Origin of the sequence: Snodgrassella sp. M0110, from assembly GCF_016101465.1 — a bacterium.
Classification (GTDB): domain Bacteria; phylum Pseudomonadota; class Gammaproteobacteria; order Burkholderiales; family Neisseriaceae; genus Snodgrassella; species Snodgrassella alvi.
The window spans coordinates 64,487-91,270 of the sequence record NZ_JACFQM010000008.1 but is presented as its reverse complement, the minus strand read 5'-3'; the positions used below and the strand labels follow the sequence as shown (position 1 = coordinate 91,270).

General features: G+C 37.8%; 19 protein-coding genes. 4 read left to right on the top strand and 15 right to left on the bottom strand.

Annotated elements, in window-relative coordinates:
* Positions 1–158: 158 nt before the first annotated feature.
* Both H3T84_RS09990 and H3T84_RS09985 read right to left on the bottom strand, forming a co-directional pair.
* Positions 159–8,567, bottom strand: coding sequence for a putative Ig domain-containing protein (locus H3T84_RS09990; protein WP_198219011.1), 8,409 nt, complete (start codon positions 8,565–8,567; stop codon positions 159–161).
* Between the two features lie 76 nt (positions 8,568–8,643).
* Entirely contained in the window at positions 8,644–10,422 is a 1,779-nt protein-coding gene (locus tag H3T84_RS09985; protein WP_198219010.1) for a hypothetical protein, read from the bottom strand.
* 217 nt (positions 10,423–10,639) lie between these two features.
* Between H3T84_RS09985 and H3T84_RS09980 the strand changes: the two genes are divergently transcribed.
* The gene (locus H3T84_RS09980) at positions 10,640–10,837 is read left to right on the top strand and encodes a hypothetical protein (RefSeq protein WP_198219009.1); all 198 of its coding nucleotides are present in this window, start codon (positions 10,640–10,642) and stop codon (positions 10,835–10,837) included.
* A gap of 1,083 nt (positions 10,838–11,920) precedes the next feature.
* Positions 11,921–14,713 carry a DNA polymerase I gene (gene polA, locus H3T84_RS09975; protein ID WP_037475146.1) on the top strand — a complete coding sequence of 931 codons (2,793 nt, stop codon included), beginning with the start codon at positions 11,921–11,923 and terminating at the stop codon, positions 14,711–14,713.
* A gap of 151 nt (positions 14,714–14,864) precedes the next feature.
* On the opposite strand, the gene rpe is transcribed toward polA, so the two are convergent.
* The gene (gene rpe, locus H3T84_RS09970) at positions 14,865–15,560 is read right to left on the bottom strand and encodes a ribulose-phosphate 3-epimerase (protein ID WP_037475144.1); all 696 of its coding nucleotides are present in this window, start codon (positions 15,558–15,560) and stop codon (positions 14,865–14,867) included.
* A gap of 116 nt (positions 15,561–15,676) precedes the next feature.
* Between rpe and H3T84_RS09965 the strand changes: the two genes are divergently transcribed.
* The gene (locus H3T84_RS09965; RefSeq protein WP_198219008.1) at positions 15,677–16,078 is read left to right on the top strand and encodes a Spy/CpxP family protein refolding chaperone; all 402 of its coding nucleotides are present in this window, start codon (positions 15,677–15,679) and stop codon (positions 16,076–16,078) included.
* A gap of 90 nt (positions 16,079–16,168) precedes the next feature.
* Here H3T84_RS09965 and H3T84_RS09960 read toward each other — a convergent pair whose 3' ends face one another.
* From H3T84_RS09960 to dnaB, 6 genes are all read right to left on the bottom strand, one after another.
* Positions 16,169–16,633, bottom strand: coding sequence for a type IV pilin protein (locus tag H3T84_RS09960; RefSeq protein ID WP_037475142.1), 465 nt, complete (start codon positions 16,631–16,633; stop codon positions 16,169–16,171).
* A gap of 30 nt (positions 16,634–16,663) precedes the next feature.
* Entirely contained in the window at positions 16,664–17,257 is a 594-nt protein-coding gene (locus H3T84_RS09955; RefSeq protein WP_198219007.1) for a PilX N-terminal domain-containing pilus assembly protein, read from the bottom strand.
* A gap of 45 nt (positions 17,258–17,302) precedes the next feature.
* A complete protein-coding gene (locus tag H3T84_RS09950; protein WP_198219006.1) occupies positions 17,303–18,190 on the bottom strand; it encodes a PilW family protein in 888 nt (295 codons plus the stop codon).
* Complete coding sequence (locus H3T84_RS09945) at positions 18,187–18,669, bottom strand: hypothetical protein (protein ID WP_174833337.1); 483 nt, start codon at positions 18,667–18,669, stop codon at positions 18,187–18,189. The genes H3T84_RS09950 and H3T84_RS09945 overlap by 4 nt, the downstream gene beginning before the upstream one ends.
* 21 nt (positions 18,670–18,690) lie before the next feature.
* Positions 18,691–19,368 carry a GspH/FimT family pseudopilin gene (locus tag H3T84_RS09940; protein ID WP_198219005.1) on the bottom strand — a complete coding sequence of 226 codons (678 nt, stop codon included), beginning with the start codon at positions 19,366–19,368 and terminating at the stop codon, positions 18,691–18,693.
* 88 nt (positions 19,369–19,456) lie between these two features.
* Positions 19,457–20,848, bottom strand: coding sequence for a replicative DNA helicase (dnaB, locus tag H3T84_RS09935; RefSeq protein ID WP_198219004.1), 1,392 nt, complete (start codon positions 20,846–20,848; stop codon positions 19,457–19,459).
* Between the two features lie 219 nt (positions 20,849–21,067).
* Here dnaB and H3T84_RS09930 point away from each other — a divergent pair, with 219 nt between their 5' ends.
* Positions 21,068–21,652: a superoxide dismutase gene (locus tag H3T84_RS09930; protein ID WP_198219003.1), complete on the top strand. Its 585-nt coding sequence runs from the start codon at positions 21,068–21,070 to the stop codon at positions 21,650–21,652.
* A gap of 72 nt (positions 21,653–21,724) precedes the next feature.
* On the opposite strand, the gene H3T84_RS09925 is transcribed toward H3T84_RS09930, so the two are convergent.
* The 6 genes from H3T84_RS09925 to H3T84_RS09900 all read right to left on the bottom strand — a co-directional run bounded on the left by H3T84_RS09925 (position 21,725) and on the right by H3T84_RS09900 (position 26,780).
* On the bottom strand, positions 21,725–22,537 hold the full coding sequence (locus H3T84_RS09925; protein ID WP_037474055.1) for a MetQ/NlpA family ABC transporter substrate-binding protein: 813 nt from the start codon (positions 22,535–22,537) through the stop codon (positions 21,725–21,727).
* A gap of 236 nt (positions 22,538–22,773) precedes the next feature.
* Complete coding sequence (locus H3T84_RS09920; RefSeq protein ID WP_198206531.1) at positions 22,774–23,442, bottom strand: methionine ABC transporter permease; 669 nt, start codon at positions 23,440–23,442, stop codon at positions 22,774–22,776.
* A complete protein-coding gene (locus H3T84_RS09915) occupies positions 23,439–24,452 on the bottom strand; it encodes a methionine ABC transporter ATP-binding protein (protein WP_174833332.1) in 1,014 nt (337 codons plus the stop codon). The genes H3T84_RS09920 and H3T84_RS09915 overlap by 4 nt, the downstream gene beginning before the upstream one ends.
* Positions 24,453–24,647: 195 nt before the next feature.
* Positions 24,648–25,427 carry a ChbG/HpnK family deacetylase gene (locus tag H3T84_RS09910; protein WP_198219002.1) on the bottom strand — a complete coding sequence of 260 codons (780 nt, stop codon included), beginning with the start codon at positions 25,425–25,427 and terminating at the stop codon, positions 24,648–24,650.
* Positions 25,408–25,821 (bottom strand): GtrA family protein, encoded by a 414-nt coding sequence (locus tag H3T84_RS09905; protein WP_198219001.1) that lies wholly within the window; start codon positions 25,819–25,821, stop codon positions 25,408–25,410. The genes H3T84_RS09910 and H3T84_RS09905 overlap by 20 nt, the downstream gene beginning before the upstream one ends.
* The gene (locus H3T84_RS09900; protein ID WP_198219000.1) at positions 25,821–26,780 is read right to left on the bottom strand and encodes a glycosyltransferase family 2 protein; all 960 of its coding nucleotides are present in this window, start codon (positions 26,778–26,780) and stop codon (positions 25,821–25,823) included. Before H3T84_RS09900 ends, H3T84_RS09905 begins: the two co-directional genes overlap by 1 nt.
* Between the last annotated feature and the right edge of the window lie 4 nt (positions 26,781–26,784).

The window sequence follows — 26,784 nt, the reverse complement described above, 5'->3', positions numbered from 1 at the left end:
TGTCATTTTGATTTAAAGGTGGATATTCAAAATATTGCAGTTGTTGCTCTGGTTCTAATGTCATAAATGATATTAGCATCCAATATGTTGCAATATTATAATACACTGTTTCCCATATAGGAGGAGATTCCATATTTTATCCTTAATAGAATTGTCTTTTATTGATTCCATTTTAAAACATGATAATGGAAATTACCATCTATCCAATAATTTAACTCAGATTCTTTCTTTTTCTTTATTCCACCATGATTTGGCGCGGGAGTATGATGATCCATTCTAATTAATTGGCGTGTTATTTTCATGTCCATGCCCAAACCAAATAACTGGCCACTCGCCTCTTTTTTTGCACCAAAAACTAATTTAATAGGTACTTTTTCATTACCAAACCTGATTTTGGCCCCTGTTGGAATAGTTTTCTGAGTATTTCCTGGTTGATTTTTAAACATAGGCATATAAATTAAAAAGCCTTTTAGTTTTCCTCCTTTCCTTTTTGTTGTACTATAGCCGGAAGCCCAATCTGCTAATCCACTACCAATAGCTCCTGGTAAATTGTATGTAAAATTTTGAATGGCCTCTTTATAGTCAAAAGATGCATTACTAGGGTGTCCATTTATGTCAAAGTCTGAAGCAGATAGTCCTTGAATAACACCCATAATACTATTTGCACCTGAAATAAGCTCAATAAATCCAGATACAGCTTGTACTTTATCATATAAATTCATAAAGTAGGCCATTCTAGTGCCAAGTGTTTGAAGGGAGTTCATCATTGAAACATTTAGGTCTATCAGTCCCATATACCCGCTAGGGTCAATAATATTGACAGACTCAGCATGAGCATAAAGATAAGGATTCAATGTAATCGGATTATTCCTAACACCCTCAAAACTATCCCTGCTTACAAACCGCCCAATCTTCGGATCATAATCTCTGGCTCTTAAGTGATAAAAGCCACTGTCCTGATCAAGGTACTCACCCACATAACGGTGCTTGATTGTACTGTCAGGTTTACTGCTTAATAGCGCATTACCAAAGGCATCATAATCAATAATTGATTGGGTAGAACCTTGTTGATCGGTTACCAGACGAGTAGAACCCTGTGCATCCTGGTAAAGATGGTTCACTTGCCCTGTTTGGTCTTGGGTAAGTAAATCACCTAAGCCCTCAGGCGTATGCACATAAAGGGTTTCACTCCAGGCACCCTGATCTACACGTGTACGTTCTAACACCACTTCACTGTAAGGACGTTCGCTATCGACTAAGTATTGTGTTTCAATGGTTTGCCCATTTTGTTTAGTTACTTTACCGATACGATTATCTTGTCCATCGTATTGATAAGACACTTGTCGCCGGTTAACCTGATCATCAATGGCAATTAGCTTATTACTGCTGCTCCATGAATAAGATATTTCTCCCTCTGGGCTGGTTTTCTTAATCAGATTGCCATTATTATCCCATGCGTAAGAAGTAGTGACATCTGCCGTTGTTTCACTGATTAACTGATCGTTACTGTTATAACTATAGTGGGTAGTTATACCATTCGCGACTTTTGTTAAGCGGTTACCCATTGCATCATAGGTATAAGCCATACTATTACGCTGACCTGCTTGCAGGATGGTTTCTGCTAATAATTTACCCGTAACATCATATTGATAACTAACACTTCGTTGTACACCATCAATGGTTTCATCTACTTGAGTGCGACGACCATTTTCATCAAGTGTATACTCAAACTTAGCGAGTACTTTACTGCCTTTTTGATGGGTGATGCTGGTGAGCTGATTGGCCTTGTTATAGGTCATCACACTTTGCGTACCATTACTGCGGTTGATTTGGGTACGATTACCGACTTTATCGTATTCAAAGCTGGTGACGCTACCGTCTATTGCTGTGATGCTGGTTAAGCGGTTTAACGCATCATATCCATAACTAAAGCTACCTTGCGTATTTACTTGCTGAGATACTTTATTACCATTGCCATCCCATTCATAAGACAATTGACCAAGAGGTGATGAAACCTGGGTAATACGCCCCAGTTGATCATAGGTATAGTCAAGATCACCAGTTAAACTATCGCTGACTTTAGCCACATTACCCAGGGCATCATAACTATAACTAATAGCGCGTTTATCAGGATAATTTAATGCGGCTAACTGCTGACTGGTATTGTAAGTATAACCCGTAGCCTTACCATTAAAGTCTGTGTGCTTGGTAACATTACCTATGGCATTGTATTCCCAGCTTTCTTTTTGCCCTTCGGGGAGCGTGCGTTGAATACGTTGCCCTACTTTGTTATAGGTAAAGCGTGTGGTATGACGATTCGCATCACTTTGTAAGGTTTGACGACCTTGTGTATCATAGCCATAAACAGTTTTATTGTTTAAAGCATCACTGACCTGAAAGAGTTGTCCTAACACATCATAACTAAAGGACGTTTTGTTTTGTAATGCATCAATAATGACTGTATTTCGACCTGCTTTGTCATATTCATAACCCACACTATGACCAAGTGCATTGACCTTTTTGATCGGTTGGTTATTGTCGTTATACAAGGTTGTACTACTATTACCTAATGCATTCGTTTGCTTGGTTAGATTACCCACTGCATCATAACTTGATTCCGTGGTATTGCCCAATGCATCAATGAGTTTGATCTGGCGGCCTAGCGCATCATATTGATACTGGGTCGTATTGCCTAAGGCATCAACAGTTGCTATGGCATTACCAACAGCATCATACTGGGTTTGCGTAATATTGCCTAATGCATCTTTGACTTGTATGGGGCGATCAGCCTCATCATAGGTTGTTTCGGTACAAATACCCGTTACACACGTTTTGACCTCATTACCATTTTTGTCAAAGGTGGTGCTGTCTATTTTACCATCAGGGTAAAGGGTTTGAGTTTGTTCTCCTCGTTCGTTATAGGTGTATTGGGTTGCTTGCCCTAAAGGATCGGTAACTTTGATCAGTTGGTTCAAGTCGTCGTATTGATAGGTGGTGACTAAGCCATTTTCATTGGTGTGAGTTAATACATTACCATTATCATCGTAGGTTTTACGGGTAACCATTTCTGTGGCTTTGCCGTCAATCACTAGATTGTATTTACGCGCTGTTTCATTACCGTTTTTATCGTACTCAAAACGGGTTACATTACCTGCGGCATCGGTCTCTGATACTTTTAGCCGTTTGCCGTTGCTGTCTTGGTAACCAAAACGTGTTGTATTACCCATTTGATCAGTAAGTACGGCTAAATCACCTTTATTTGTGTAGCTCGCATGAGTTGTATTACCCATGGCATCTGTGATTTGAGTTAAATCACCTGTTTGATCATAGGTACTTTTGATGACTCTGCCTAACTCATCAGTCACCAGGGTAGGATTACCATCCGCATTATAGGTGGTTTCGGTAGAGAAGCCTAAAGCATTGGTTTCTTTGGTAACATTGCCGTAGCGGTCATACTCGTAAGCTGTTTTATGTCCTAGGGCATCGGTGACACTGGTTTCATTGCCAAATTGATCATAGGTATACTGAGTCACATTGCCTTTGCTGTCTGTTACTTCGGTAATATTGCCTTGATCGTCGTAAACGTAAGTAGTGGTATTGCCATTACGGTCAGTGACTTTATCCACTTTATTATCATTGTCATGTTCCAGATTAACGCTATAACCTAAACCATCCTTTTGATTAATGAGCTGTCCATTATCATCAAATTCGGCTTTAAACAGACGTTTACCATCGGTACCATAAATTTCACTGAGCTGATGAACTAAATCTGCACTTTGTTGATAAATAAAGCGTGTTTTTAGTTGTTTAGGATCAAAGGCACCTTCTAAGTTACCATCACCATCGTAGGTGTAGTTAAGCACGCGGCCATCGGGAGCATCCACTTTTACAATGCGATCATTGTTGTCACGGGTAAAAATTAATCCTGCACCGTTAGAGTGCTGAATACCATTATGGGTATAGCTTAAGGTATTGCCGTAACGATCTTTAATTTGACGAATACCGAACGATTTATCCAGGTAATACACCATTCCATCTTTGGTGGTTAATTTAAATTGCTGTGGGTTGACCTTGTCTAAGCTGTCGTAATCAAAAAGAGCACCACCATGAACGCGTAGCATACCAACATCGGTTGCTTCTAAAGTTGAATAAGTGCCTGCTTTAGGCGCAAAGTCCAACTGGAAGAAACTACCTGCCGACTGTGACATCCAGCTATTACATTCGGGTATTGTTTTAGGCTCAAACTTTTCTATTTTACCGTCTGGTAAGCGGACAGTAACCATTCGGGTACCAACTGGCTTAGGGCAGAATTTTTTATTGAAACCGGAACCTATTTCCGCAAAATCCCAATCACGTCCTGGTATACCGTTGGTTTGAATTTTAACATCCTGGTAATTCACGCTCCAACCATAGCCAAAGTCCAGGCTTTCATTCTGGCTACGAGTATCGTAGGTACGGGTCAGGCGTAAAGGTAGGTTACCCATATCAATATCGAGATCGGTAAAGCTTAACGAGAATTGTCCTACTTTTTGCTCTCCACTGATAACCACGCCTATTTTGGCACTGCTTTGGTTGCCGCCTTCATCTTTTACGATTAGCAGTAAATCATAAAGTCCGTTGGGCATCGTTTGTGGTTTGAGTGTACCTAATTTACCATTGATGACCGATTGGTTGCCTTTAGCTACAGAAACCCATTTGCCTTCATCGGCAGGTGATAAATAAACTTGATATTCTACTAAGTTATCATCGGATGCTGTACCAATAATATCGGTTGTGGTGCTGATTTCTGCCACATTAATCTTATCTGATTTAGCCGGAGCAGTTATTTCCGCAGTAGGTGCAGTGATATCAGCCTTGTTTTTGACAATAAAACTTGTTTGTTGCTTAACTTCTCTGCCTTTAGCATCTCTGGCAATCAGGTCTAGTGTATGTAAACCTAATTGATTGCTTGTGACAGTTGCGCTGTTACCACTAACGGTTACAGGGCTGCCATCAAGCGTCAATGCTGCAACCTCATAAGGTTTTGTACCTCCATTTAGCACAATATCCACAGTAACAGGCTCGTTTGCCTCAACCAGTTGGGGTGTAGCAAGTAATTGACCGGTGAAAACGCCGCCTGTAGTAGCTGAAGGTTTGATGGTGACTTTATAGCCTTGTTGAGCCCACGCTTGCCCGTCACTGGCTTTAATAACAACATCAAAACTTCCACGTGTAGGTTTATCCCATGTTAAGGTGCCTGTTTTCACATCTATTGTCATGCCTGCAGGGGCATTAACCAATGAGTACACAATAGGGTCATTATCCGGGTCAACGGCAGTGACTTGATAGTTGTATGGTATATTTTCCTGGCCATCCATAACAGGAGTTGAAGTAATACGTGGCGGTCTGTTATCAGAAGGTAATGAGTTAATGGCTAAATCATAGGTTTGGGTGACGGTGTAGTTACCATCATTTACTGCAATTTTAATGGTATGAGTACCCAATATAGGATTTGACCAAGTAAGAAGTCCATTATTATCGATAATTACACCAGCAGGTGCTTCTTCTAATTTATAGGTTAACGGATCTCCGTCAGGATCATTAGCTTGTACTTGGTAGTGATAAGTGTCATTAACTACCCCTTGTATTTTAGGTATACTAGTAATTTGTGGTGGTTGATTAGTAATGGTTTGATCACCAATAGTGAGGGTATAACTTTGTTCAACCTTATGTTGTACGTCACTAACACTGAGTTTAATGCTGTGATTGCCCAAAGTTGGTTTTTCCCACTTTACAACACCATGGGAGTCCAACATCATCCCCTCCGGGCCTTCCTCTAAGAAATAGCTCAGTGGATCATTATCGGGATCAACAGCAATTAACTGATACTCATACTCGTTATTGATTGAGCCAGCTGTTTTTGGAGAACTGATAATTTGTGGCGGTTGATTTTCTAGTTCTGAATCACGAACCACGAGCGTGTAGTTTTGCTCTATTTCATAATGACCATCGCTTATAGCCAGTTTAATGGTATAGCTACCCACTGCTCTTGCTTTCCAAGAAAATAGGCCATTAGCATCAATGGTTGCTCCTGCAGGTGCTTCTTTGATTTGATAGCGTAATACGTCTCCATCAGGATCGATTGCTACAAGTTGGTAATGATACAGTTCATTGACTACTGTGCTTGTTTCAGGCGTACTGGTTAATAACGGTGGTTGATTAGTAACTGATTCTTGCGTAATAACGAGTGTATAGTTCTGTGTTACTGTCGCCAAACCGTCTGTGACTGTTAATTCAATGTCATGCTGTCCCAGTACTGGGGTATTCCATGTAAATAGCCCTGTATTACTAACCGTTGCACCATTTGGAGCTTTAGTTATTTTGTAAGTTAGCGGATCCTCATCAGGATCGACAGCAATTAATTGATACTGATAAGGTGCACCTAAGCTACTTTTCGTATTGGGCACACTTAAAATTTGAGGGGATTGGTTAGCTTCTAGGCCAACACGCAGTGTATATTCTTGTGTTGCGACACCACCTCGTTGATCACTGACTTCTATCACAATAGGGTAACTGCCAGCAATGGCCTGTGCCCAAGATAGCTTACCTGTTTCACGGTTCAGCTCTAAACCTACAGGCCCCTTAACTAATGACCAAACCACTTTATCACCGTCTGGATCATTCGCACTGGCTTGATAGCTATAAGCAGCATTTTCTGCAATATAGGTACTCGGTTGACTTGTGATAACAGGTGCTCTATTAGCCTGTGCGGTGATGGTTAATGCGTAGCTTTGAGTGGCAACACTGCCATCTTCATTCATCGCTTCGACAGTAATGTTTTCCACCGACTCTTGAGAGGGTTGCCAATTAATTTCACCCGTTTGAGTGTTGATAGTCATTCCCTGTGGTGCTTGACTAAGATTATAAGTAATAGTATCTCCACCACTGTCTTTTGCTTGTGCAAAATAAGTATAGGGCTGATTAACTGTACCATTGATAATTGGAGTACTTGTAAAGGAGGGTTTACCACTAACAGCTAAGACAACAGATTGTTGGTCTCTAGCCCCATAAGGATCTGTCACAACTACAGTTATAGGATAGCGACCTGGCTGAGGGTTAATCCAACTGATCAAACCATTTGTATTCATAGTCATGCCTGATGCCTGGCTAGCAAGACTGTAAGATATTTTCTGACCTTCAGGATCAACAGCTTCTACTTGATGGCTAAAGTACTTACCAGAAGGAATACGGGTGGGGATTTGATTGGTAATTTGAGGGGGTAAATTATCATCAATAACTTCAATATTATAAGACTGTGTTGCTTTACCACCATTACCATCGATAACTTGAATATTGACCTCATAAAAACCAATTGTATCGGGCTTCCATGTGATTAGACCTGTTTGACTATCGATTATCATACCAACAGGGCCGGCTAAAAGACTATAGGTTAAATCATCACCATCAGCATCTAAGGCTTCTGCCTGATAATGATAATCTGTTTTAATATCACCACCTATTTTAGGCTCACTGACAAAATAAGGTGGTCTATTGGCTACTTCTCCAGCCTCGATAGGTGATGGAACAACTGAGACAACTGAACCAGATGCACAGGATTCTAAACCTTCTGAGTCAAGTGGGCGTACATTGTAAAAATACTCCTTCCCCTCTTCGACCGTTTTATCAAGCCATGTGGAGTAGTTTGAGGTTGTTTCGCCTAAACTAATATAAGGTCCTTCTAATTTTTCAGAGCGATAAATACGGTAGGCATCCGCACCATTATCTGCCCAAGTCACTTGCACTTGCCCTGGTTTAGCACGCGCTTTTACATTATTTAAACAACCCTGTTGAGGCTTGATTTTATTGGCACCAAAGGCATCAACATAAACGTAACCTCCATGTGCATTTTGTGAGCAGTCAGCAGCTAGTGCCCGAACTTCCAACTCATGACCAATTAATGAATCAGGAACGATCATATCTACATCAATAAAGGGCGTTGATCTCCAAGTTCCATTAAAGTTAGTGGTGTAAAATAATCTTCCAGGTTGGTTAGAATAAGCTATATCATCATATAATATTTCTGCTGTCGTTAAATCTTTCAACTGTACATGAAAGTAAGGTTGTTGATAGGAGGCATGATTTGGATCGTTTAATACCGCCGCATAAGTGAAACGTATGTGTAGTTTTCCATCAGATGGGTCACGGTCATCTTCAGTGATAACATCTTTCTGAGATATCTGATTTATATGTCTACCACCTATCTCATCATTAAGCTTTGCCGTAAAGTTACCTTGTCTCGGTAAAACTAGATGAGGTGCTCTAGGATCAAAGCTGTTGCTTACAACATTCAAAATAAAACTTCCACCATTTGATATTTGAACGCTGTCAGCTGTGAATGGAGGATTTCCCTTAAGTCTATAGTTTAGTCCGTGCTCTTTCTCCCAATGGCTAAAATCTCCATTCTCAAAATCGCCGTTCTGAAAAATAGCCCAGCTATTACTTGAAACTAATGCTAAAGCAATTGAGCTAGCTAATAAATTTCGCTTGATTTTTTTCCTATATTTATCAGGTTCATTGGTTCGTTTCATAATAAATTCCTTATTAATTTGTTAATCAGTAAATGAGGTGTATCGCTTATAATTATTAATAGGATTGAATACGCTCTCATCGTGTATTTCCAATTGTTACGCCTTTACCCGGCCAATCAATACTAGACGCACAGCATTTGGTTTGATCGATTTTATGGAGATCGTTATAGCCAACGCCATATATGGCGCCACTTTCGGTTTGATAGAACACATGTTCTTTACCCCCACCCACAGAAACAACAGGATCATTAGCATGTGGTGTGCGTAAGGTGGGAGATGCTCCGTAAATCATTGGGAAAGCACTGCCACCCGTTTGACCCCATGTATAGATTTTTCCATCCTCGGTTAATGCGATAGAACCCACATAACGCGCATAGAGTTGAGCGACATTTTTCATGACAACAACAGGTTCTGGTGAGCTAATATTGGTTTTAGTCGTTCCTTGTCCGAGTGCAGCATGTAACCCCCAACCAATCACCGTACCATCATCCAGTAAGGCTTCACCCCAGCCATTGCCACCGGCGATATAGGTCATACGATCAGCATATTGATCTAAATTAGGCACACGCGTGGGAGTGCGAATTATTTTTTGAACCCCGTAATTAGAACCTTGAAAACCTAACCCGCTGGCTTCATTGTCACCCCATGCCCAGACATGGCCCTCTTCAGTCACTGCAAAAGCGCCTTCATAAGCCCCACCAATTAAACGTGCTTTTTCACCCTTTAAGTCAACAGCAATAGGTATCTGACTATTTTTCTTTCCATTATTACCAAGCTGCCCATATAAGTTATGTCCCCATGTCCAAACTTTTCCATCAGCATCTAATGCAACTGAAAAATACTCACCAGCTCCAATTTGCACTGCATTTTTCAATACCTTACAAGGGGTAGAAACATAAATTGATTTTGTTGGTTTACAACCCGTCTCTCCATAACCGCTTTGTCCCCAGCCATAGACATTTCCTTCATTATCTAAAGCAATTAGGTGATAAGCACCTCCTGTTAGACCAATAATGTTCGTTAGGCTATTTACTTTGGCCGGATCTTTATTGCTAGATACAACCTTCGTTCCATTGCCTTGTTGGGATGAGCCTCTGAATCCCCATACCCAGACATTACCTTCTTTAATGGCTGAACCTGTTGTTAGTAAACCGCCTTGCACCATATCAGGATAAGCTCTATCAAAATATCCTTTTTTTGCATAGAAGTTAAAAAATGTTTTAGGTGATGTTATGCTGTCTCGCTGGGTCAAACCGATAGTTGAGTTTCCTGCCAATGTGGCAACCGCAATAATTTCCTGGCCAGCTCTTAAATTGCCAATATCAATTGATAGTGCCATGGCAGGGTCATCTGTTGTACTGACATCGTTATAAACTGAAATATTTTTTAAAGAACCATGACTGGCTCGTGTGATAAGATCACCTTTTAAATAGCCAGGCTCACTGATTTCCCATTTATCGGGAGCAATATAACCACTTGGAGCGCTGAGTGACAATAATGAGCCATACTCATTAAAAAAAGTATTACCAGGGGCATCAAGATCGACATCAATTAACCCTGTTATACGCAAGTTGTTATAGTTAACTTTAGACTTGTTCTTTAAGTTCCATTGCCAAACAGTATCGCCATTGGCATCTGTTTTTGTTTGAAAATCTACACTGATATTCGAAGGTAGTGTATTGATAGCAGTATTAAGAGGTCTGTTTTCATAAACGTTTGCCCCATCTGAAACAAATAAGCTTAAACGCTCAATGGTAAAATCTTCTGCTAATGCCAGGGGGGATGATAAAATAAGTGACGAAAACAAAAGCTTTCGACAGAATTTTGTTAATAAATTAATATCGGTTTTTAACATAAATATTCCCTTTTTAATGTTATAAATTACTTGCTAATCGCTTGTTTTATTTAATGGTTAAGCTAAGCAAGCGGTTGTATGAAATGAGTGCAACTACCTGATCTGAAAGATCAACTGATGCTTTAATTAGAATGATAATTTCGGAGATAACATGTATTTACTAAAGCTGTTTAAATACCAACCAGCTATTAAATCGAACTTAGTAAATGATTAATTTTTGTTAAAACAAGAGTTTTTGGATAAAGGGAGGATAGATTTGTTATTACTGCCATTATTTTTTAGTGAGGCTGCGTGCATAAATGTTGCTGAAGTAGATATTAAGCTATTTTTGGCTATTTCTATCAATGCTAAATCATCAGCCATAACTAAAACTGAAAATTATTTGGAAACCTTAAACGTCTGCATTGGCACATAGCTATCTGTCAGAAGACACCTAGTCACAAGAACCATCTCAAATCTGAGCTAAAACAAATTAGCTTATCATCAGAGGAAAATTTTCTTTTTTAATCACAATTCAATTAAAATCTAATCCATTATAAAATTATTATCTGCTAATAGCCCAGATATAATATCCAATTATTTCTCGCATTATCATTATATTATAAATTTATATAAAATATTTTAAAAATTGCTTATATATTTTCATTTTATTATAACATAGATTAAAAATAGGAGCAATCGTAGATATTAAGCTATTTTTGGTTATTTCTATCAATGCTAAATCATCCGCCATAACCAAAACTAAAAACTACTTGGGAACCTTAAACGTCTGCTATTGGCACAAAACTATCTGTCAGAAGGCACTTGGTCACGAGGGACTATCCCTAATCTGAGCCAATACAAATTAGCTTATCATCAGAGGAAAAATTTCTTTTTTAATCATAATTTAATTAAAACCTAATTCATTATAAAATTATTATCTGAAATAGCCCAGACATAATATCCAATTATTTCTCGCATTATCATTTTATTATAAATTTATATAAAGTATTTAAAAATTGCTTATATATTATTTCTCTATTTTACTATAAATTAAGAATAGAAGCAAATAATTACAAAAAAACAATTATCTGTAAACATGATTCTGGCATTGAAAAACTAATTCAACATGCATCTAAAATCTCGTTTCTCAAGAATTAATATGTTAGCACCAAAAACAATTTTATTTGCAATTTGTTCAACACTTTCTGATTCCAGGCTAACCAACAAAAAATAAAAGCAACTAAACACATAAAAACTACAGCGCAACACTTTTTTAAGAATAATATTTAATATTTTGTATTTATAGTAAGCAACACTTAACTAAATTACATAGTTTGCGAAATTAAATCTATTCAAAGCTATTTTCAATAATACTTGGCCAATTCAATCATAGTTTTAAATTACTGATGATATTTTTTATCGTAAAATACAAATTTATTGAGGCTTTATATCTAACATCTCTTTCTTGCTTCTAATAATGAATGTGTAAGTAAGAACAGATATTTCTGGAATAATTATGCAAAAAAAACTATTACTGGTAGATGGTTCATCATATTTATATCGGGCATTTCATGCTCTTGCGCCATTAACCAGCCCAACAGGTATGCCTACAGGTGCATTATATGGTGTACTAAATATGCTGCGGCGTTTGCGTTTAGATACACCGCATGATTATGCATGTTGTATATTTGATGCTAAAGGTGAAAATTTTCGCCATCAGCTTTATCCTGAATATAAAGCTAATCGCCCGCCTATGCCAGAAGATCTTAGACCACAAGCTGAAGCGTTACCAGAATTAGTGAAATTAATGGGCTGGCCGGTTTTATCTGTCAAAGGTGTTGAAGCTGATGATGTAATTGGTACATTAGCTTATTCAGCAGAACAAGCCGGCTATAAGGTTATTATTTCTACTGGTGATAAAGACATGGCTCAGCTGGTTAACAATCAAATTACGCTTGTCAATACCATGAACAATGAAAAGCTTGATATTGAAGGTGTATTTAATAAATTTGGCGTAAAACCGCACCAGATAATAGACTATCTTAGTCTGATTGGTGATAAAGTTGATAATGTACCCGGTGTAGAAAAATGCGGTCCTAAAACAGCGGTTAAATGGTTGCAGGAATATGATTCATTACAAAATATAATTGAACATGCTAATGAAATTAAAGGTAAAGTTGGTGAAAATCTCAGAATTGCATTATCAAAATTGCCCCTATCCTATCAATTAATTACTATTAAAACTGATGTAGATTTACATCATGAGCTACCGCACGGAATTGAAGATTTACAGCGAAAAACTCCGAATTGGGCAGAATTAATTTCACAATTCAAGCAACTTGGTTTCAAAAGCTGGTTAAAAGAAGCACAAAATCATTGTCATGAGAATATGAATGAAACTTCTCAGCCTGCTAATGATCTATTTAGTGATATTGAAACCGATGATAGTACTGATACTAAAATTATAGAAAATACAGCAGAAACTGAACAAATCAGAAATATACCCAAGAACTATTCAGCTATTACCACAATTGAACAATTAAATAAATTACAACAACAATTAGACAACGCTAAAGTTATTGCTCTGGATACAGAAACAGATAGCCTGGATGCGATGAATGCGCATCTTGTCGGTATCAGTATTGCTTTAGAACCAGGAACAGCATTTTATATACCTGTCGGACACAGCCCGGCAGTAATCAGTGAACAATTAGCTATTGAAACCGTGCTTGCTACCCTGAAACCTTATCTGGAAGCAGATATACCCGAAAAAATTGGTCAAAATATTAAATATGATCAACATGTTCTGGCTAACTATAAGATTAACTTACAGGGAATTACCGGCGACTCAATGCTGGCTTCTTATATAATTGAAAGCCATTTAGGCCATGGTCTTGATGAATTGGCACTTCGACATCTGAACTGGCAAACTATTCATTATGAAGATCTATGTGGCAAAGGCGCAAAACAAATCAGTTTTGCTGATGTCGCGCTTGAAGATGCCGTTAATTACGCAGCAGAAGATGCAGATGTTTGTTTTCGCCTTGAATTTTTACTAAAAAAACAGATGGATACAGCGCAACTTGAGTTATATCGTAATCTCGAAATCCCTGTAGAGAACGTACTTTATAACATGGAGCGCACCGGAGTACTAATAGATCGTCAGGAACTGGCTCAGCAAAGCCATGAGCTTGGTACTGAATTGGTTCGACTCGAAGAACAGGCATATCAACTGGCAGGACAGCCTTTTAATTTAAACTCACCCAAACAGCTTCAGTCTATTCTGTTTGAAAAAATGGGAATCCCTACTTCCGGCCTGAAAAAAACTTCATCCGGAGGTATTTCTACCAATGAAACTGTGCTGGAAAAGCTTGCAGCAGATTATCCCCTACCCAAGCTTATTTTACAAACACGTAGTCTGGCTAAATTAAAATCCACTTATACAGATAAATTACCGCAACTAATTAATCCGAATACCGGTCGTGTACATACTACCTATGCTCAGGCTGTCGCTATTACAGGTCGTCTGGCCAGTAATAATCCAAATTTACAGAATATTCCGGTACGTACTGAAGAAGGACGGCGTATTCGTAAAAGTTTTATCGCTCCACCCGATCAGTTTATTGTTTCTGCGGATTATTCTCAGATTGAGCTAAGGATTATGGCTCATCTTTCTAATGATTCTACCTTAATTGATGCCTTTCAGCATGATGAGGACATTCATAAGCGTACCGCAGCAGAAATTTTTGCGACAAATCAAGAACAAATAACCGCAGAACAACGTCGTTATGCTAAAACCATTAATTTTGGTTTAATCTATGGTATGAGTGAATATGGTCTGGCCAAATCGTTAGGAATTGAATTGCAGGCTGCACAACACTTTATATCACGTTACTTTAACAGATATCCGGGTGTACACGAATATATGGAAAAAACTAAAGAACAAGCATTACAGCATGGGTATGTAGAAACCTTATTCGGACGTCGTCTGTATCTGCCTGGTTTAAAAAGCACAAATGCTAACGAACGCGCCGGAGCATTCAGAGCTGCGATAAATGCACCGATGCAAGGGACGGCATCTGATTTAATTAAACGAGCCATGATTGCTGTATATAAATGGCTTAATCAGGAAAAAATGCAATCTAAACTGATTATGCAGGTACATGATGAGCTTGTATTACAGGTACCTGAATATGAGTTGTCATCTGTACAAACACATTTGCCTCAATTAATGGCAAATGCGGCTAAATTAAAAGTTCCATTAATTGCTGATGTCGGATATGGGCATAACTGGGATGAAGCTCATTAATGGAATACTCAATTTGACATACCAGGATTAATAATAAAAGGTAGTCTGAAATTTATCAGGCTACCTTTTTAAAAATTAACAATATAAACTATATTTTTATGACAGAATATATCAAAATATTAATATATTAATTAAATGTCAAATAAATAATTTATTTTATTTCAGCTAATTGTGCACGCATAGCAGAAATTTGCTTAGAATAGTCGTTATGACCAAAAATTGCAGAACCTGCAACAAATGTGTCTGCTCCTGCTGCTGCTATCTGAGCAATATTATCAATTTTTATTCCACCATCCACTTCTAACCGGATAAATCTTTTACTTTCACGAGTATATTCATCAATTACTGCCCTAACCTTACGAATTTTTTTCAGCGTGGAAGGAATAAAGCTCTGCCCCCCAAAACCAGGATTAACCGACATCAGTAATATGACATCTACTTTATCTAATACTTCTTCCAATACACTTATTGGTGTAGCCGGATTTAATACAACCCCTGCCTGACATCCGGCTGTCTTTATTAGATTTAAGCTTCTATCTACATGCTTACTTGCTTCGGGATGAAAAGTAATAATATCCGCACCGGCTTTTGCAAAAGCATTAATCATCTCATCAACTGGTTCTACCATTAAATGTACATCGATGGGAACAGAAGCATATGGTTTTATTGCCTGACAAACCATAGGACCGAACGTAAGATTTGGCACATAATGATTATCCATAACATCAAAATGAATCCAGTCCGCCCCGCTATTAATTACAGAAGCAATTTCATTGCCAAGACAGGCAAGATCTGCAGATAAGATACTAGGGGCAATATAAAAATCCGGTTTTGTTAATTTATTCATATTAAAAATTATCTATAATGAATTATATTATTTACGCAAGTTTACTACCATTATATGTGCTTGACCGCTATTGAAGTATACTCATAATAACTGATGAAAATCAAAGGGAGAACAAAATGATGTTTTCAAGCTGGCAAAAAATAGCCCGCTATTGTGCCGGTTTTGTCATATTGACATTTACTTTCTCCACTTTTGCTGCTGGCCAAATTAATTGTGATTTACGTAAGCTTGAATTAACTCAAATGCAAAAAGCTCGGCTCAGGCTGATTAGAATGCAGTATAAAAGAAACCAAGATACTAATTTACAGCATACTGCGAATAGTAAACGTAAAAGAGAACAATTAACTCAGATTTTGATTAAGCCGAAATTTGATGAAACTGAAGCTAAACGTTATGTTTTAAATTATTATATGCCGCGGATCCAGCAAGATATAGATGAATTAAAAGTACAGTATGAATTTTTACAGGTTCTAAATTATCAGCAACGTCAAAGCTGGATTAATAATTGTTTGCGCTAAACATTATATATATTTTTCAGATCGCCAATACAATTACTTTTGAGTAGAACTGTATTGGCAAATTTTTTATTACCTGATCAATATAGAGTTTTATTGTTTAGCACACTTTTCATTTTCTGATGCATTTTTAATGTTTTCAATACTAGTCAGATCACAAATATATAATCCGGCACTGCTTCCTAACCAGACTGATTTTTTCAGTCCCTTACCGCTTTGGGGCTCCGCAAATATCCGATAATTCAGACAACTATCATCTTCATCATCACATTTTGCACTAATAGTATATTTTTCACTGACATTACTATTATCATTTGCATGTTTACTAATGATAGTAGTTATATCACCTTCTACTAGATTACCATTCAACAACTCTAATTTTCTTTCTGCAATCTTTTGATTGATATTAATTAATGCTGTACTGGCATCTGTTATATTTGCTTTTTCAATATGATTAGTATAAATAGGTATCGCAATAGCTGATAATATTCCTATAATAACTACTACTACCATCATTTCTAACAACGAAAAACCTTGAATTAATAATTTTTTATTCATTTAGAATATCTTTAATAATTATTTGGAAAATTAATTGTCATACAGGGCTGCCTGCACATTTTCTTCAACCATACTTGTAGTTGATGCATTGCGTCCCCACCCTTTTGCTGTGATCCTAAATAAATATATCCCAGCCCCAGCAGCTTTATCAGGGCCTAAATATTCTATAACATATCTGTATTTTACTTCACTCTTAACACTTGATGCAGATTCGGATTGAGTAGGGTAAACAATAGAAGGATCTTTAGCCGAATCATCAAACACATTTTGTCGTTTCCAGACTTCCTGCAAATCACCACAATTTTCTACAGTAGCCAGCTTACTATTAGCTATTGCTGGCTTTATATTATTAGCAGCACACAGACCGTCTTTACATTCACAAGTAAAATGTTTCTTTTGATTTTGAGCCGGCCAGGTGCCAATAAATTCTTCAGCTGCAATAATGCCTGTTTGAGCATTTTGAAGAGCAAACTGATGATCACTGTCATTGGCACTAGTACGGGTATCCATAGATGTGCTTTGTATTGTCGCAACAACCAAAAAAGCAATGACAATCATCATAATCAGCACTAAAAACAGTGCAAAACCAGATTGTTTCTTCTGTATTCTATTATATGATTTCATATATGCAGTCATATTCCATAACTATTTAAATATTTGAATACTTAATCAGGGTTGAGATGCCTGAGTTGCCTGATTATTAATACAAACTTCGCCCTGTCTTACCATTGCATTGATTACATAATTCACACTTTGATTGTTTGCCTGAGCAGGATTAATAGTCAGTGTTGCTGTTATTAATACTGGAGGTTTTTCATAGTTAGCGGTATTTACAGCCTGGCTGGAAACATTGTTAGGTTCAACAATGTCTGATGCTGTTTGAGGACAATCTGCATCCTGATGTCCGTCATATTCAAAACTATATTGTATATCTGATACATTACTTATAATCAACTGAGGAGATGTCCATACACCGTTACTGTAGTTTACCCGGTAAAGCCCCGGGGCTTGATCACCGTCATTTGTTGTACCAACCAAATATACCGCTGCATTTATATGGTTTGCCAAATCAGGGATATCTTTACCACAATCAGTTGCAACCAATCCATTTGCATAATCTTCATTAATATAAGTTATGATCAGTGATTGACTTCCACTAGCCTGAGTTACTCCAATATCACCATTAAAAATTGTGGATAAATACTGGCTCCCATTCGCAGGTGTAGGAGAAAAAGTGGCATCAAAAATATTACTTAAATCATCTGCTGTAGGCGGTTGCATACAACTAAAATTACCTAACTGCCTGGCATCACTTCTTAGCAAGTTCGCAGCATTTCTTACATCCTGCTCATATTCAACTCTACTTTTTACCTGTTCTTTCAATCTATATGTGCTAAAAAAGGTTGAACTTGCAGCCAGTAATACAATGATACTAATGATTGAGGCCACCATTAATTCAATCAAACTAAATCCGGATTGCTTTTTAAAAAGCTGTAATGAATTCAAATTATTTCGATAATTAAATAAATTAATTTGAATATGAGCATTTTTTTTCATGATTGGCCTGCTGTCAAACTATATGAAAATTCATCAGTTGTATCGTTATTGCCTAAAGATTGCCCTCCCCAACTAACCCTAACATTTCCATTGGCATTAATCACACAACTATTTAAGGTTGTATTTATCAAATGCACATTCAATCTAGCAGAACAGGTATTTATATCAGTGGTGGCATATTCAGAATAATCTTTACCAATAAACTGTATTTTAGTCGAATTAGCATCCAATTTTTCGTTAATTACTAATTTCGGTTGAGAACGCATTTCTTCTACAAGATTTTGTACCGCTCTTGTTACCTCACCTTGATTTGCCGCATTTATTGATGTATTCACTGCATTGATCTGAGCGAGCATTAACACAAGTACGCCAAAAGAAAGCACAAAAATCGCAACTACTGCTTCAACTATAGTTGTACCTTGTTGTAATTTATAATTGTATAAATTATGTTTAGATTTTTTAATTTCTAATTGAGACATATTTATATTCCATTATTTTGGTTAAGGCAGCGCTAAACTACATTCTCGGATATTTGTACCATTTTTGCCATAACATGCTATAGGTTTGCCACTAGGTGTAACAACAATACGTCTACTAATACTAGCATATTGTATATCGGTGATTTCAACAACCACATTGGACTGACCAATGTTCCAGTTACTTTTATTTGCTCCGTTACCGATACCAAACTGACCGTTTGGCATAAAGCCTAAAACGCCACTTCCGGTAATAGAATTACATGCATTTTGATTAGAATTGCAAAATCCTGTATTTATATTTAGTTTATTATCATTGTTCTGATTTACAGCAACAACCCGTATCATTGAATCTATATTTTGTGTATAACTGCCATCCATATTCTTATCATTAAATGCCATAAATCCCTGCCACCCGGCACCGTTATTATAATTACTAAAATTTTCACAACCATTAGAAGTAGCTGCATTTTGTTTGATTTTAGTCGGGCAAATTAATACTGGCTGATTTGTCCGGATTGCTTCTGCGCGCGCAAACTGAAATAAAGATAAAATTTGATCTGCACGATTATAGGCACGCTGCGTAGCAATCATTCTTTGCATTTGAGGAAAAGCAATTGCAGCCAGAATTGCTGTAATTGCTAAAACAATTAACGCTTCAATTAAAGTAAAACCAGCATTAACAGGTTTTGATGAGACCATAAGATCGCCCTATAAAGTGCCATATACAATATAAAATAAATTTATTTTAAGCTAATTTTACATCATTTCACATAATTTTGGAAAGTGCCTAATCATCAAAATAGCCTTCAGGCATAGCTGCATTATCAAATTTTGTAAACTGCCCCTGAAAAGTAAGGTGAACTTTTCCTGTTGGACCATTACGATGTTTACCGATAATACATTCTGCCAGACCTTTAAACTGACTGTCAGGATGATAATACTCATCACGATACATAAACATAATTAAATCTGCATCCTGTTCGATGGCTCCTGATTCTCGCAAATCCGACATCATAGGTCGCTTATCTGTTCGCTGCTCTACTGTACGGGACAATTGTGACAATGCAATAATAGGCACCTGAAGTTCTTTAGCCAGTGATTTTAAAGAACGTGAAATTTCACCCAGCTCAGAAGCACGGTTGTCTGAGCGGCCAGACCCAGACATTAATTGCAGATAATCAAGCACAATCAGTCCTAGTTTACCACCTTGTTGTCGCGCCAGTCTGCGTGCTCGTGCACGCACTTCCAGAGCAGTTAAGCCGGGGGTTTCATCAATAAACATTGGCGAATCGGTGAGTTTAACTACTGCATCGTTGAGTTTACCCCAGTGCTCATCCTGTAACTGACCTGTTTTCAGAACACTTTGATCAACACGGCCTACAGAACCTAACATACGCAAAACCAATTGTGCACCACCCATTTCCATTGAAAAAATAGCTACCGGTAATTTTTCTGCAATAGCGACATGTTCAGCAATATTCAGTGAAAAAGCCGTTTTACCCATTGACGGACGACCTGCAACAATAATCAGATCTCCCGGTTGCAGACCTGATGTCATTTTATCCAAATCAATAAAGCCAGTTGAAACACCAGTCACATCGTTTTTATTATCACGAGAATACAGGTAATCAATTCGAGCTACAACCTCTTTTAACAATACAGGCATAGTCAGGAAGCCCTGTTTTGATCGTGCAGTTGATTCAGCAATCTGAAAAACACTGTTTTCGGCTTCATCCAGCATTTGAGCTGCATCTTTTCCCTGCGGGCTATAAGCTAAGCGGGCAATTTGTGTTCCCACTTGTGCCAACTGACGCATTATAGAGCGTTCACGGACAATTTCACCATACCTTCGAATATTTGCTGCTGATGGCGTATTTTGTGCCAGTGTTATCAAATATTCCAACCCCCCTGCCGGATCAAGCTCTTCCTTTTTTTGCAATTCTTCCTGTACAGTTATCACATCTGCCGGACGTGACAATTCTACTAGAGCCTTAATTGCTCTGAATATCAGGCGATGTTCATGACGGTAAAAGTCGTCTTCATCTATTAAGTCTGCAATTCTGTCCCAAGCACTGTTTTCAAGCATCAGACCACCTAAAACCGACTGTTCAGCTTCCATAGAATGCGGTGGTACTGCTAATTGATTTGTTTCATCAATACTGATATCAATTTCTTCCATGTCTTTTAACTTTAATCACTACTTTATTTATTTTACCATTAAGCTCCTGCTTATCTGCTTATTTGCAGGCATTGATAGCAGTGTATTACAATATTAACAAACCACATGATGGTTTAAAATGGGTTAAAATGGTTATATTTTAAAAATATATCCCATTTAACTAAAAATGAGCTCACAGTAAAATAAGCAACACCCACTCTATCAGAAGGAATCACAACCATGGAACACAAATTACCAGAACTGCCTTATGCTCTTGATGCATTAGCACCACATATTTCAAAAGAAACCATGGAATATCATTATGGTAAACATCATCAGACCTATATTACCAATATGAATAACCAAATTAAGGGAACAGAGTTTGAGAATATGCCATTGGAAGAAATTATCAAAAAATCTTCGGGCGGGTTATTTAATAATGCAGCTCAAACATGGAACCACACTTTTTACTGGTTTGGCTTTACGCCAAAAGGCGCTGCATTAACAGAAAATAGTGCTTTAGCAAATGCAATCAATGCTAAATGGGGAAGTTTTAATGCTTTTAAAGAAGCATTCGACAAAGTTGCTGCAGGTACTTTTGGTTCAGGCTGGGCCTGGCTGGTAAAAACACCGGACGGTAATCTTGATCTGGTTTCTACAAGTAATGCAGCCACACCTCTGACCACTGACAACACTCCTTTGCTGACATGCGATGTCTGGGAACATGCATATTATATTGACTATCGCAACAGCCGTCCGAATTACTTAAGTAATTTCTGGGAAATCGTTAACTGGAATGAAGTAGAAAAACGCTTTGCAGCATAAGCTATAATTCACGGCACATAATTAAAACTGCCTTTTGTCTAAAGGCAGTTTTTTTATAACTGTACATCTATCTCAGTTATTTTCTTTCGGCACATACCAGTAATTTTTGGTATTGTGTGTGTGCATATACTGTTTGAACTCTGCTGAGCTATAAGCTGATTTCACAGCCTGTGCCCATTCTTTTGGAGCATTATCTGCTCTTACAGCCACAACTAATTCAAATGAAGGAATAATATCTTCCTGTAACAAAGCAAGATCAGGATTAATTTTGGCAGCATATGCCCTGCTTCCGGGTATAACTGAATAATCAAAATCTGATAAAGTACGCGGAATATTGCCCGGATCCAGCTCAGTGATATTCAATTCATAAGGATTTGACTTAATATCATTTTTAGATATCATTCCCGGATTAGTTGAAGGCTTAAGGGTAATCCAGCCAGCTTTTGCCAGCAGACGATAGGCGCGTGCCGCATTTGCCGGATCGTTTGGAACTGCAATAGCACTCCCTTTTTTTATAGCCTGCAAGTTTGTATGGCGCTTAGAGTAAATTGCTGTTGGCACAGTAGGAATATGAGTTAAAGCAACCAGATTGGCTTTTTTATTCTGATTAAATGCATCCATATAGGCAGTATGCTGATCAACATTTACGTCAATACTGCCTTGCTGTAAAGCGATATCAGCCTGCATTAAATCAGAAAAATCAACTTGTTTAATTTGATATCCCTGTTTTTCCAGAATAGGTTTTACTGCATCAAGAAAAAGCTGGCTATAGGGGCCGGGTGAAGTGCCGACAATAATCTGTTTATTACTGGTTTTATCCTGCTGACAGGCTCCCAGTACCAGACAGGCAGTAATTAAAATAATAATTTGCTTAAAAAACTTCATGCTATTGGCTCCGATGATAGTCAATTTCATATTTTTAATTCACATAACAGCAAGTACGTTTTATTTATGTGAATTAAAGATTAATTGGCTTATGGAAAAAATATAATATAGCTGGGTAGTCTAATCATTGCATATGAATATTAAAAGACTGACTGCTTATAACCAAAGATAAGAAATTTATATACATGCAGACATTAAAAACGGCTTAAAATAAGCCGTTTTAAATAAATAGAAAGTTAATTTTTTTTAGTCTTAGCTGCAAGCCAGTTACCCATGGTCTGAATAATTTGTACAATTAATACCAGAACGACAACTGTAACAATCATAATTACATAATCAAATCGCTGGTATCCGTAATTAACAGCTAAATCACCGATACCTCCGCCACCAACTGTACCAGACATGGCTGTAGCATCAATTAAACCGATAAGTGCTGTAGTTAAGGCCAGCCAAATAGAGGGCATAGCTTCAGGTAAAATAAAATAGCGAATAATCTGAAAATTGGTTGCTCCCATTGATTGAGCTGCTTCGATAATACCTGCCGGTACGCTTAATAAGGAATTTTCAATTAACCGAGCAATATAAGGGGAAACAAAAATAATCAACGGAATGATCATTGCCTTGGTACCAATAGATGTATGGATAGCAAGACTGGCTATTGGTAACACACAAATCAGCAAAATGATAAAGGGTAATGAACGAACAATATTAATAATAATATTTAGCAAATTATACAGTATCGGCTTTGGCCATACTCCTCCCTGTCGGGTAAGCAATAACAGTACACCTAAGGCTGTTCCGAGTATCGATCCCAGAACAAATGAGATACTGACCATATTGAAAGTTTGCAATATTGCCGTACCAAACTGGTCAGCAGTTAATGAGGTATCAAACCACTGATTCATACACCACCTCTTTCCACTCGAACGCCTCTGTCCTGCAAAAATGTCAACGCTTTTTCTACATCTGTCTCAATACCATTCATCTGGATAAACATACTTCCCAGCACTACTCCGCCTATTTCGCGCATATTGGCAAAAAGTATGTTAATTTCCACCAGTTGTTTTAAAATAAGCTCATTAACTACTGGTTCTCTAGCTGAATTACCTAAAAATTCCAACCTGAATATATTTTCCTGTTCAACCAGACTATCCAACACTGCTTCGGGTATTTTTGCATTGATTACTGTGCTGACAAATTTTTTCGTTGTCTCTTGCTGAGGGGCGGAAAAAATATCAAGTACAGTTCCTTTCTCAATTACCTGCCCCTTTTCCATCACCGCTACTTTATTACAAATGGAGCTAATCACTTCCATTTCATGAGTAACCAGTAAAATAGTGATATTGCGTTCGCTATTAATTTGTTTTAATAGTTTCAGAATAGATAAAGTAGTCTGAGGGTCTAATGCGGAAGTAGCCTCATCACATAATAATATTGTTGGTTCTGTAATCAGAGCACGGGCAATCCCGACACGCTGTTTTTGACCACCGGATAACTGGCTTGGATAACTTTGCTTTTTACCAGCCAGATCAACATACGACAACATAGCATCGACTCTGCGGTCTATCTCATCACGTTTTAATCCCTGTAAAACTAATGGAATTGCAATATTCTGAGCAACCGTTTTAGATTCCAGTAAATTAAAATGCTGAAAAATCATGCCGATTTTTTTCTTATGCTCACGCTGAGCCTTGGTATCCAGTTTGTTTAAATCTACACCGTCAACAGTAACCGTACCGGATGTTGGTTTTTCAAGCTGGTTAACCAGACGAATTAAACTGCTTTTACCTGCGCCACTCCACCCAATCAGCCCATAGATATCACCCGTATCAACTGAAAGGTTAATATCATTCAGGGCATGAACCTGCTGTTTATTTTTGATATAAGTTTTTTTTATATTTTCAAATATGATCATAACGATCCTTAAATACTCGCTGCGATCTGATTTCCAATGATCCAGATGTAATGCAATACAGATAGTGTACTTGATAAATCGTAAACGTGCTGACCGATTTTCTAATGACTACAGCTAAAAAATGCAAGTATACTGTAAATCTTGGTGATTAAGTTCATTATTATGTATTACTCTTTTTTAGCGTATAAAATAAAGCTATTGTTTAAAATTATGCCAGTTAACGCCATAACAATGATGTTGCTGCCAGCATTGCGCAAATTCTTCACTTTGTAACCATTGCCATTCGTATTCACGCGCATTTTTAATTTCATCATTCCAGTGCTCTGAAGGTACTGCCGGATGGCACATAATCAACAATGGATGTTCAGCAGACATGCCAAGCCAGTTGTTCCATTTATGCTGTAAAATTTTTAAATCGGCATTAAAGTTATAGATACCTGCAAAGAAATGATTGTGCCTAATATTAGCTGCATTTAAAGCGCTGTCGAGAGCGTGACCGCCAAGGGTATGAATTAATTTTGCCTTGATATCTTTCTGAGAAGTTTTTGTGCTGCGTACTGCTATTGTATTTCCATAACGCTGCAAGATTATATTTAGTAGTACAGAGCGTATCTGCGGGAACTGATGTACATGCTGATGACCATCGATAAAAGCAGGTATACTACTAATTTTATCTTCAAAAGCATCCAGCTGACGATTAATAATATCCTGCAAAATTTTTTCTGGCCATACATGCAGATAAGATTTAGACAGTACCTGTTTCAGCGTACCCAGCCCGGCAAAACCGGTAAAATCCAGATGCAATCCAATATCAATATGCTGTTTTTTCAATTCTTCAACCTCATCCGAAGCAATGTTGCCCAGACTCATAAAGCTGCTTGCCTGTATACGTCCCATTTCAGACAGACGCAGCACAGCTTCATTTACAGCTGCAGATAAACCCAGATCATCTACGTTAATCATTACTGGTTTCATTATGTGCCTTTTCATTAAATGCCCAGAATTTACCCAGTATAAAAGATAAAACTGTCACTATCAGCGTAACAATAAACCATAACCACCAATAGGCCTGATTTCCAAAACAGTGTATACCTGCCATAAATAAAATCTGGTTTATCATAAAACCGGCTATAGAGCTGAATAACCAGCGCCAAAGAGCCTGAAACCATGTATGTTGCGTCAAACTGAATGTAAGGTAATAATGACCGGTAAAGCTGATAACAAAAGCACAAAGGAAAGCCAGAGGATTGGCCAAAACAGGTAAAAAGTGAGCATATTGAACTAACACCACCAAACATAAAAAATGCATAGCAGCGGCTGCTCCTCCTACCAGAGTAAACCATATGCCTTGTGCAGAAACAGATTTCATTATTTTTCGCGACTGTCCCACACTTTGTCTATCAGATAAAGCGGCCGCTGTTTTACTTCTTCATAAATACGACCGATATATTCGCCAATTACACCAAGACAAACGAGCTGAATCCCGGCAGAAAACATAATTCCGGCTGCCAGTGTCGGCCAGCCAGCAAGGTCTTTGCCAAAAAAAAGAGTATCAGCAACGATATACAATCCATAGACAATCGAAAGGAATGAAATAATCATTCCCATTCTGGAAATCCAGCGTAATGGACGCTGGGAAAACGAAGTAATGCCTATTAAAGCCAGCTCAAACAGGCTGAAATAATTAAACTTACTCTTGCCTGCCTGTCGTTCAGAGGCCTGAAAAGGTATATAAATGGTAGAAAATCCTACCCATGCGTACAACCCTTTCATAAAACGCTGCCGCTCAGGTAGCTTGAGTAAAGCTTCAACAACCCGGCGTTTCATCAGTCTGAAATCACCTGCATTAGATTTCAGCTCATACCGGTGAGTGTCCTGCATAAAATGGTAAAAGCCATTTTTCAGCATCCGGGTTAATAAGCCTTCATGTTCACGTGAAGCCTGTACGGCGGCCACCACATCCACATTATTGGTCTGAATTAATTCAAGCATTTGTTCCAGTACTGAAACCGGATGCTGCCCGTCAGCATCCATCATGGTAACCAGTTCGCCCTGAGATTGCGCTAATCCGGCCGTAAGTGCAGCTTCCTTACCAAAATTACGCGAAAATTGTATCAGCCTCAATGCTGTATTACTTGGTAATTGCTGTCGAAACGTTTCAAATAATGTAGTCAGATGATCTTTACTACCATCATCTACTAAAATAATTTCACAGTTCTGTTGCTGCCGACTGGTAAAATCAAACAGTTCAGGCAAAAAGCGATTTATAGCTGCTGCATCATTATATACCGGCAGAATAATACTTAAACCAGTGCTAACTTTATCCATATCA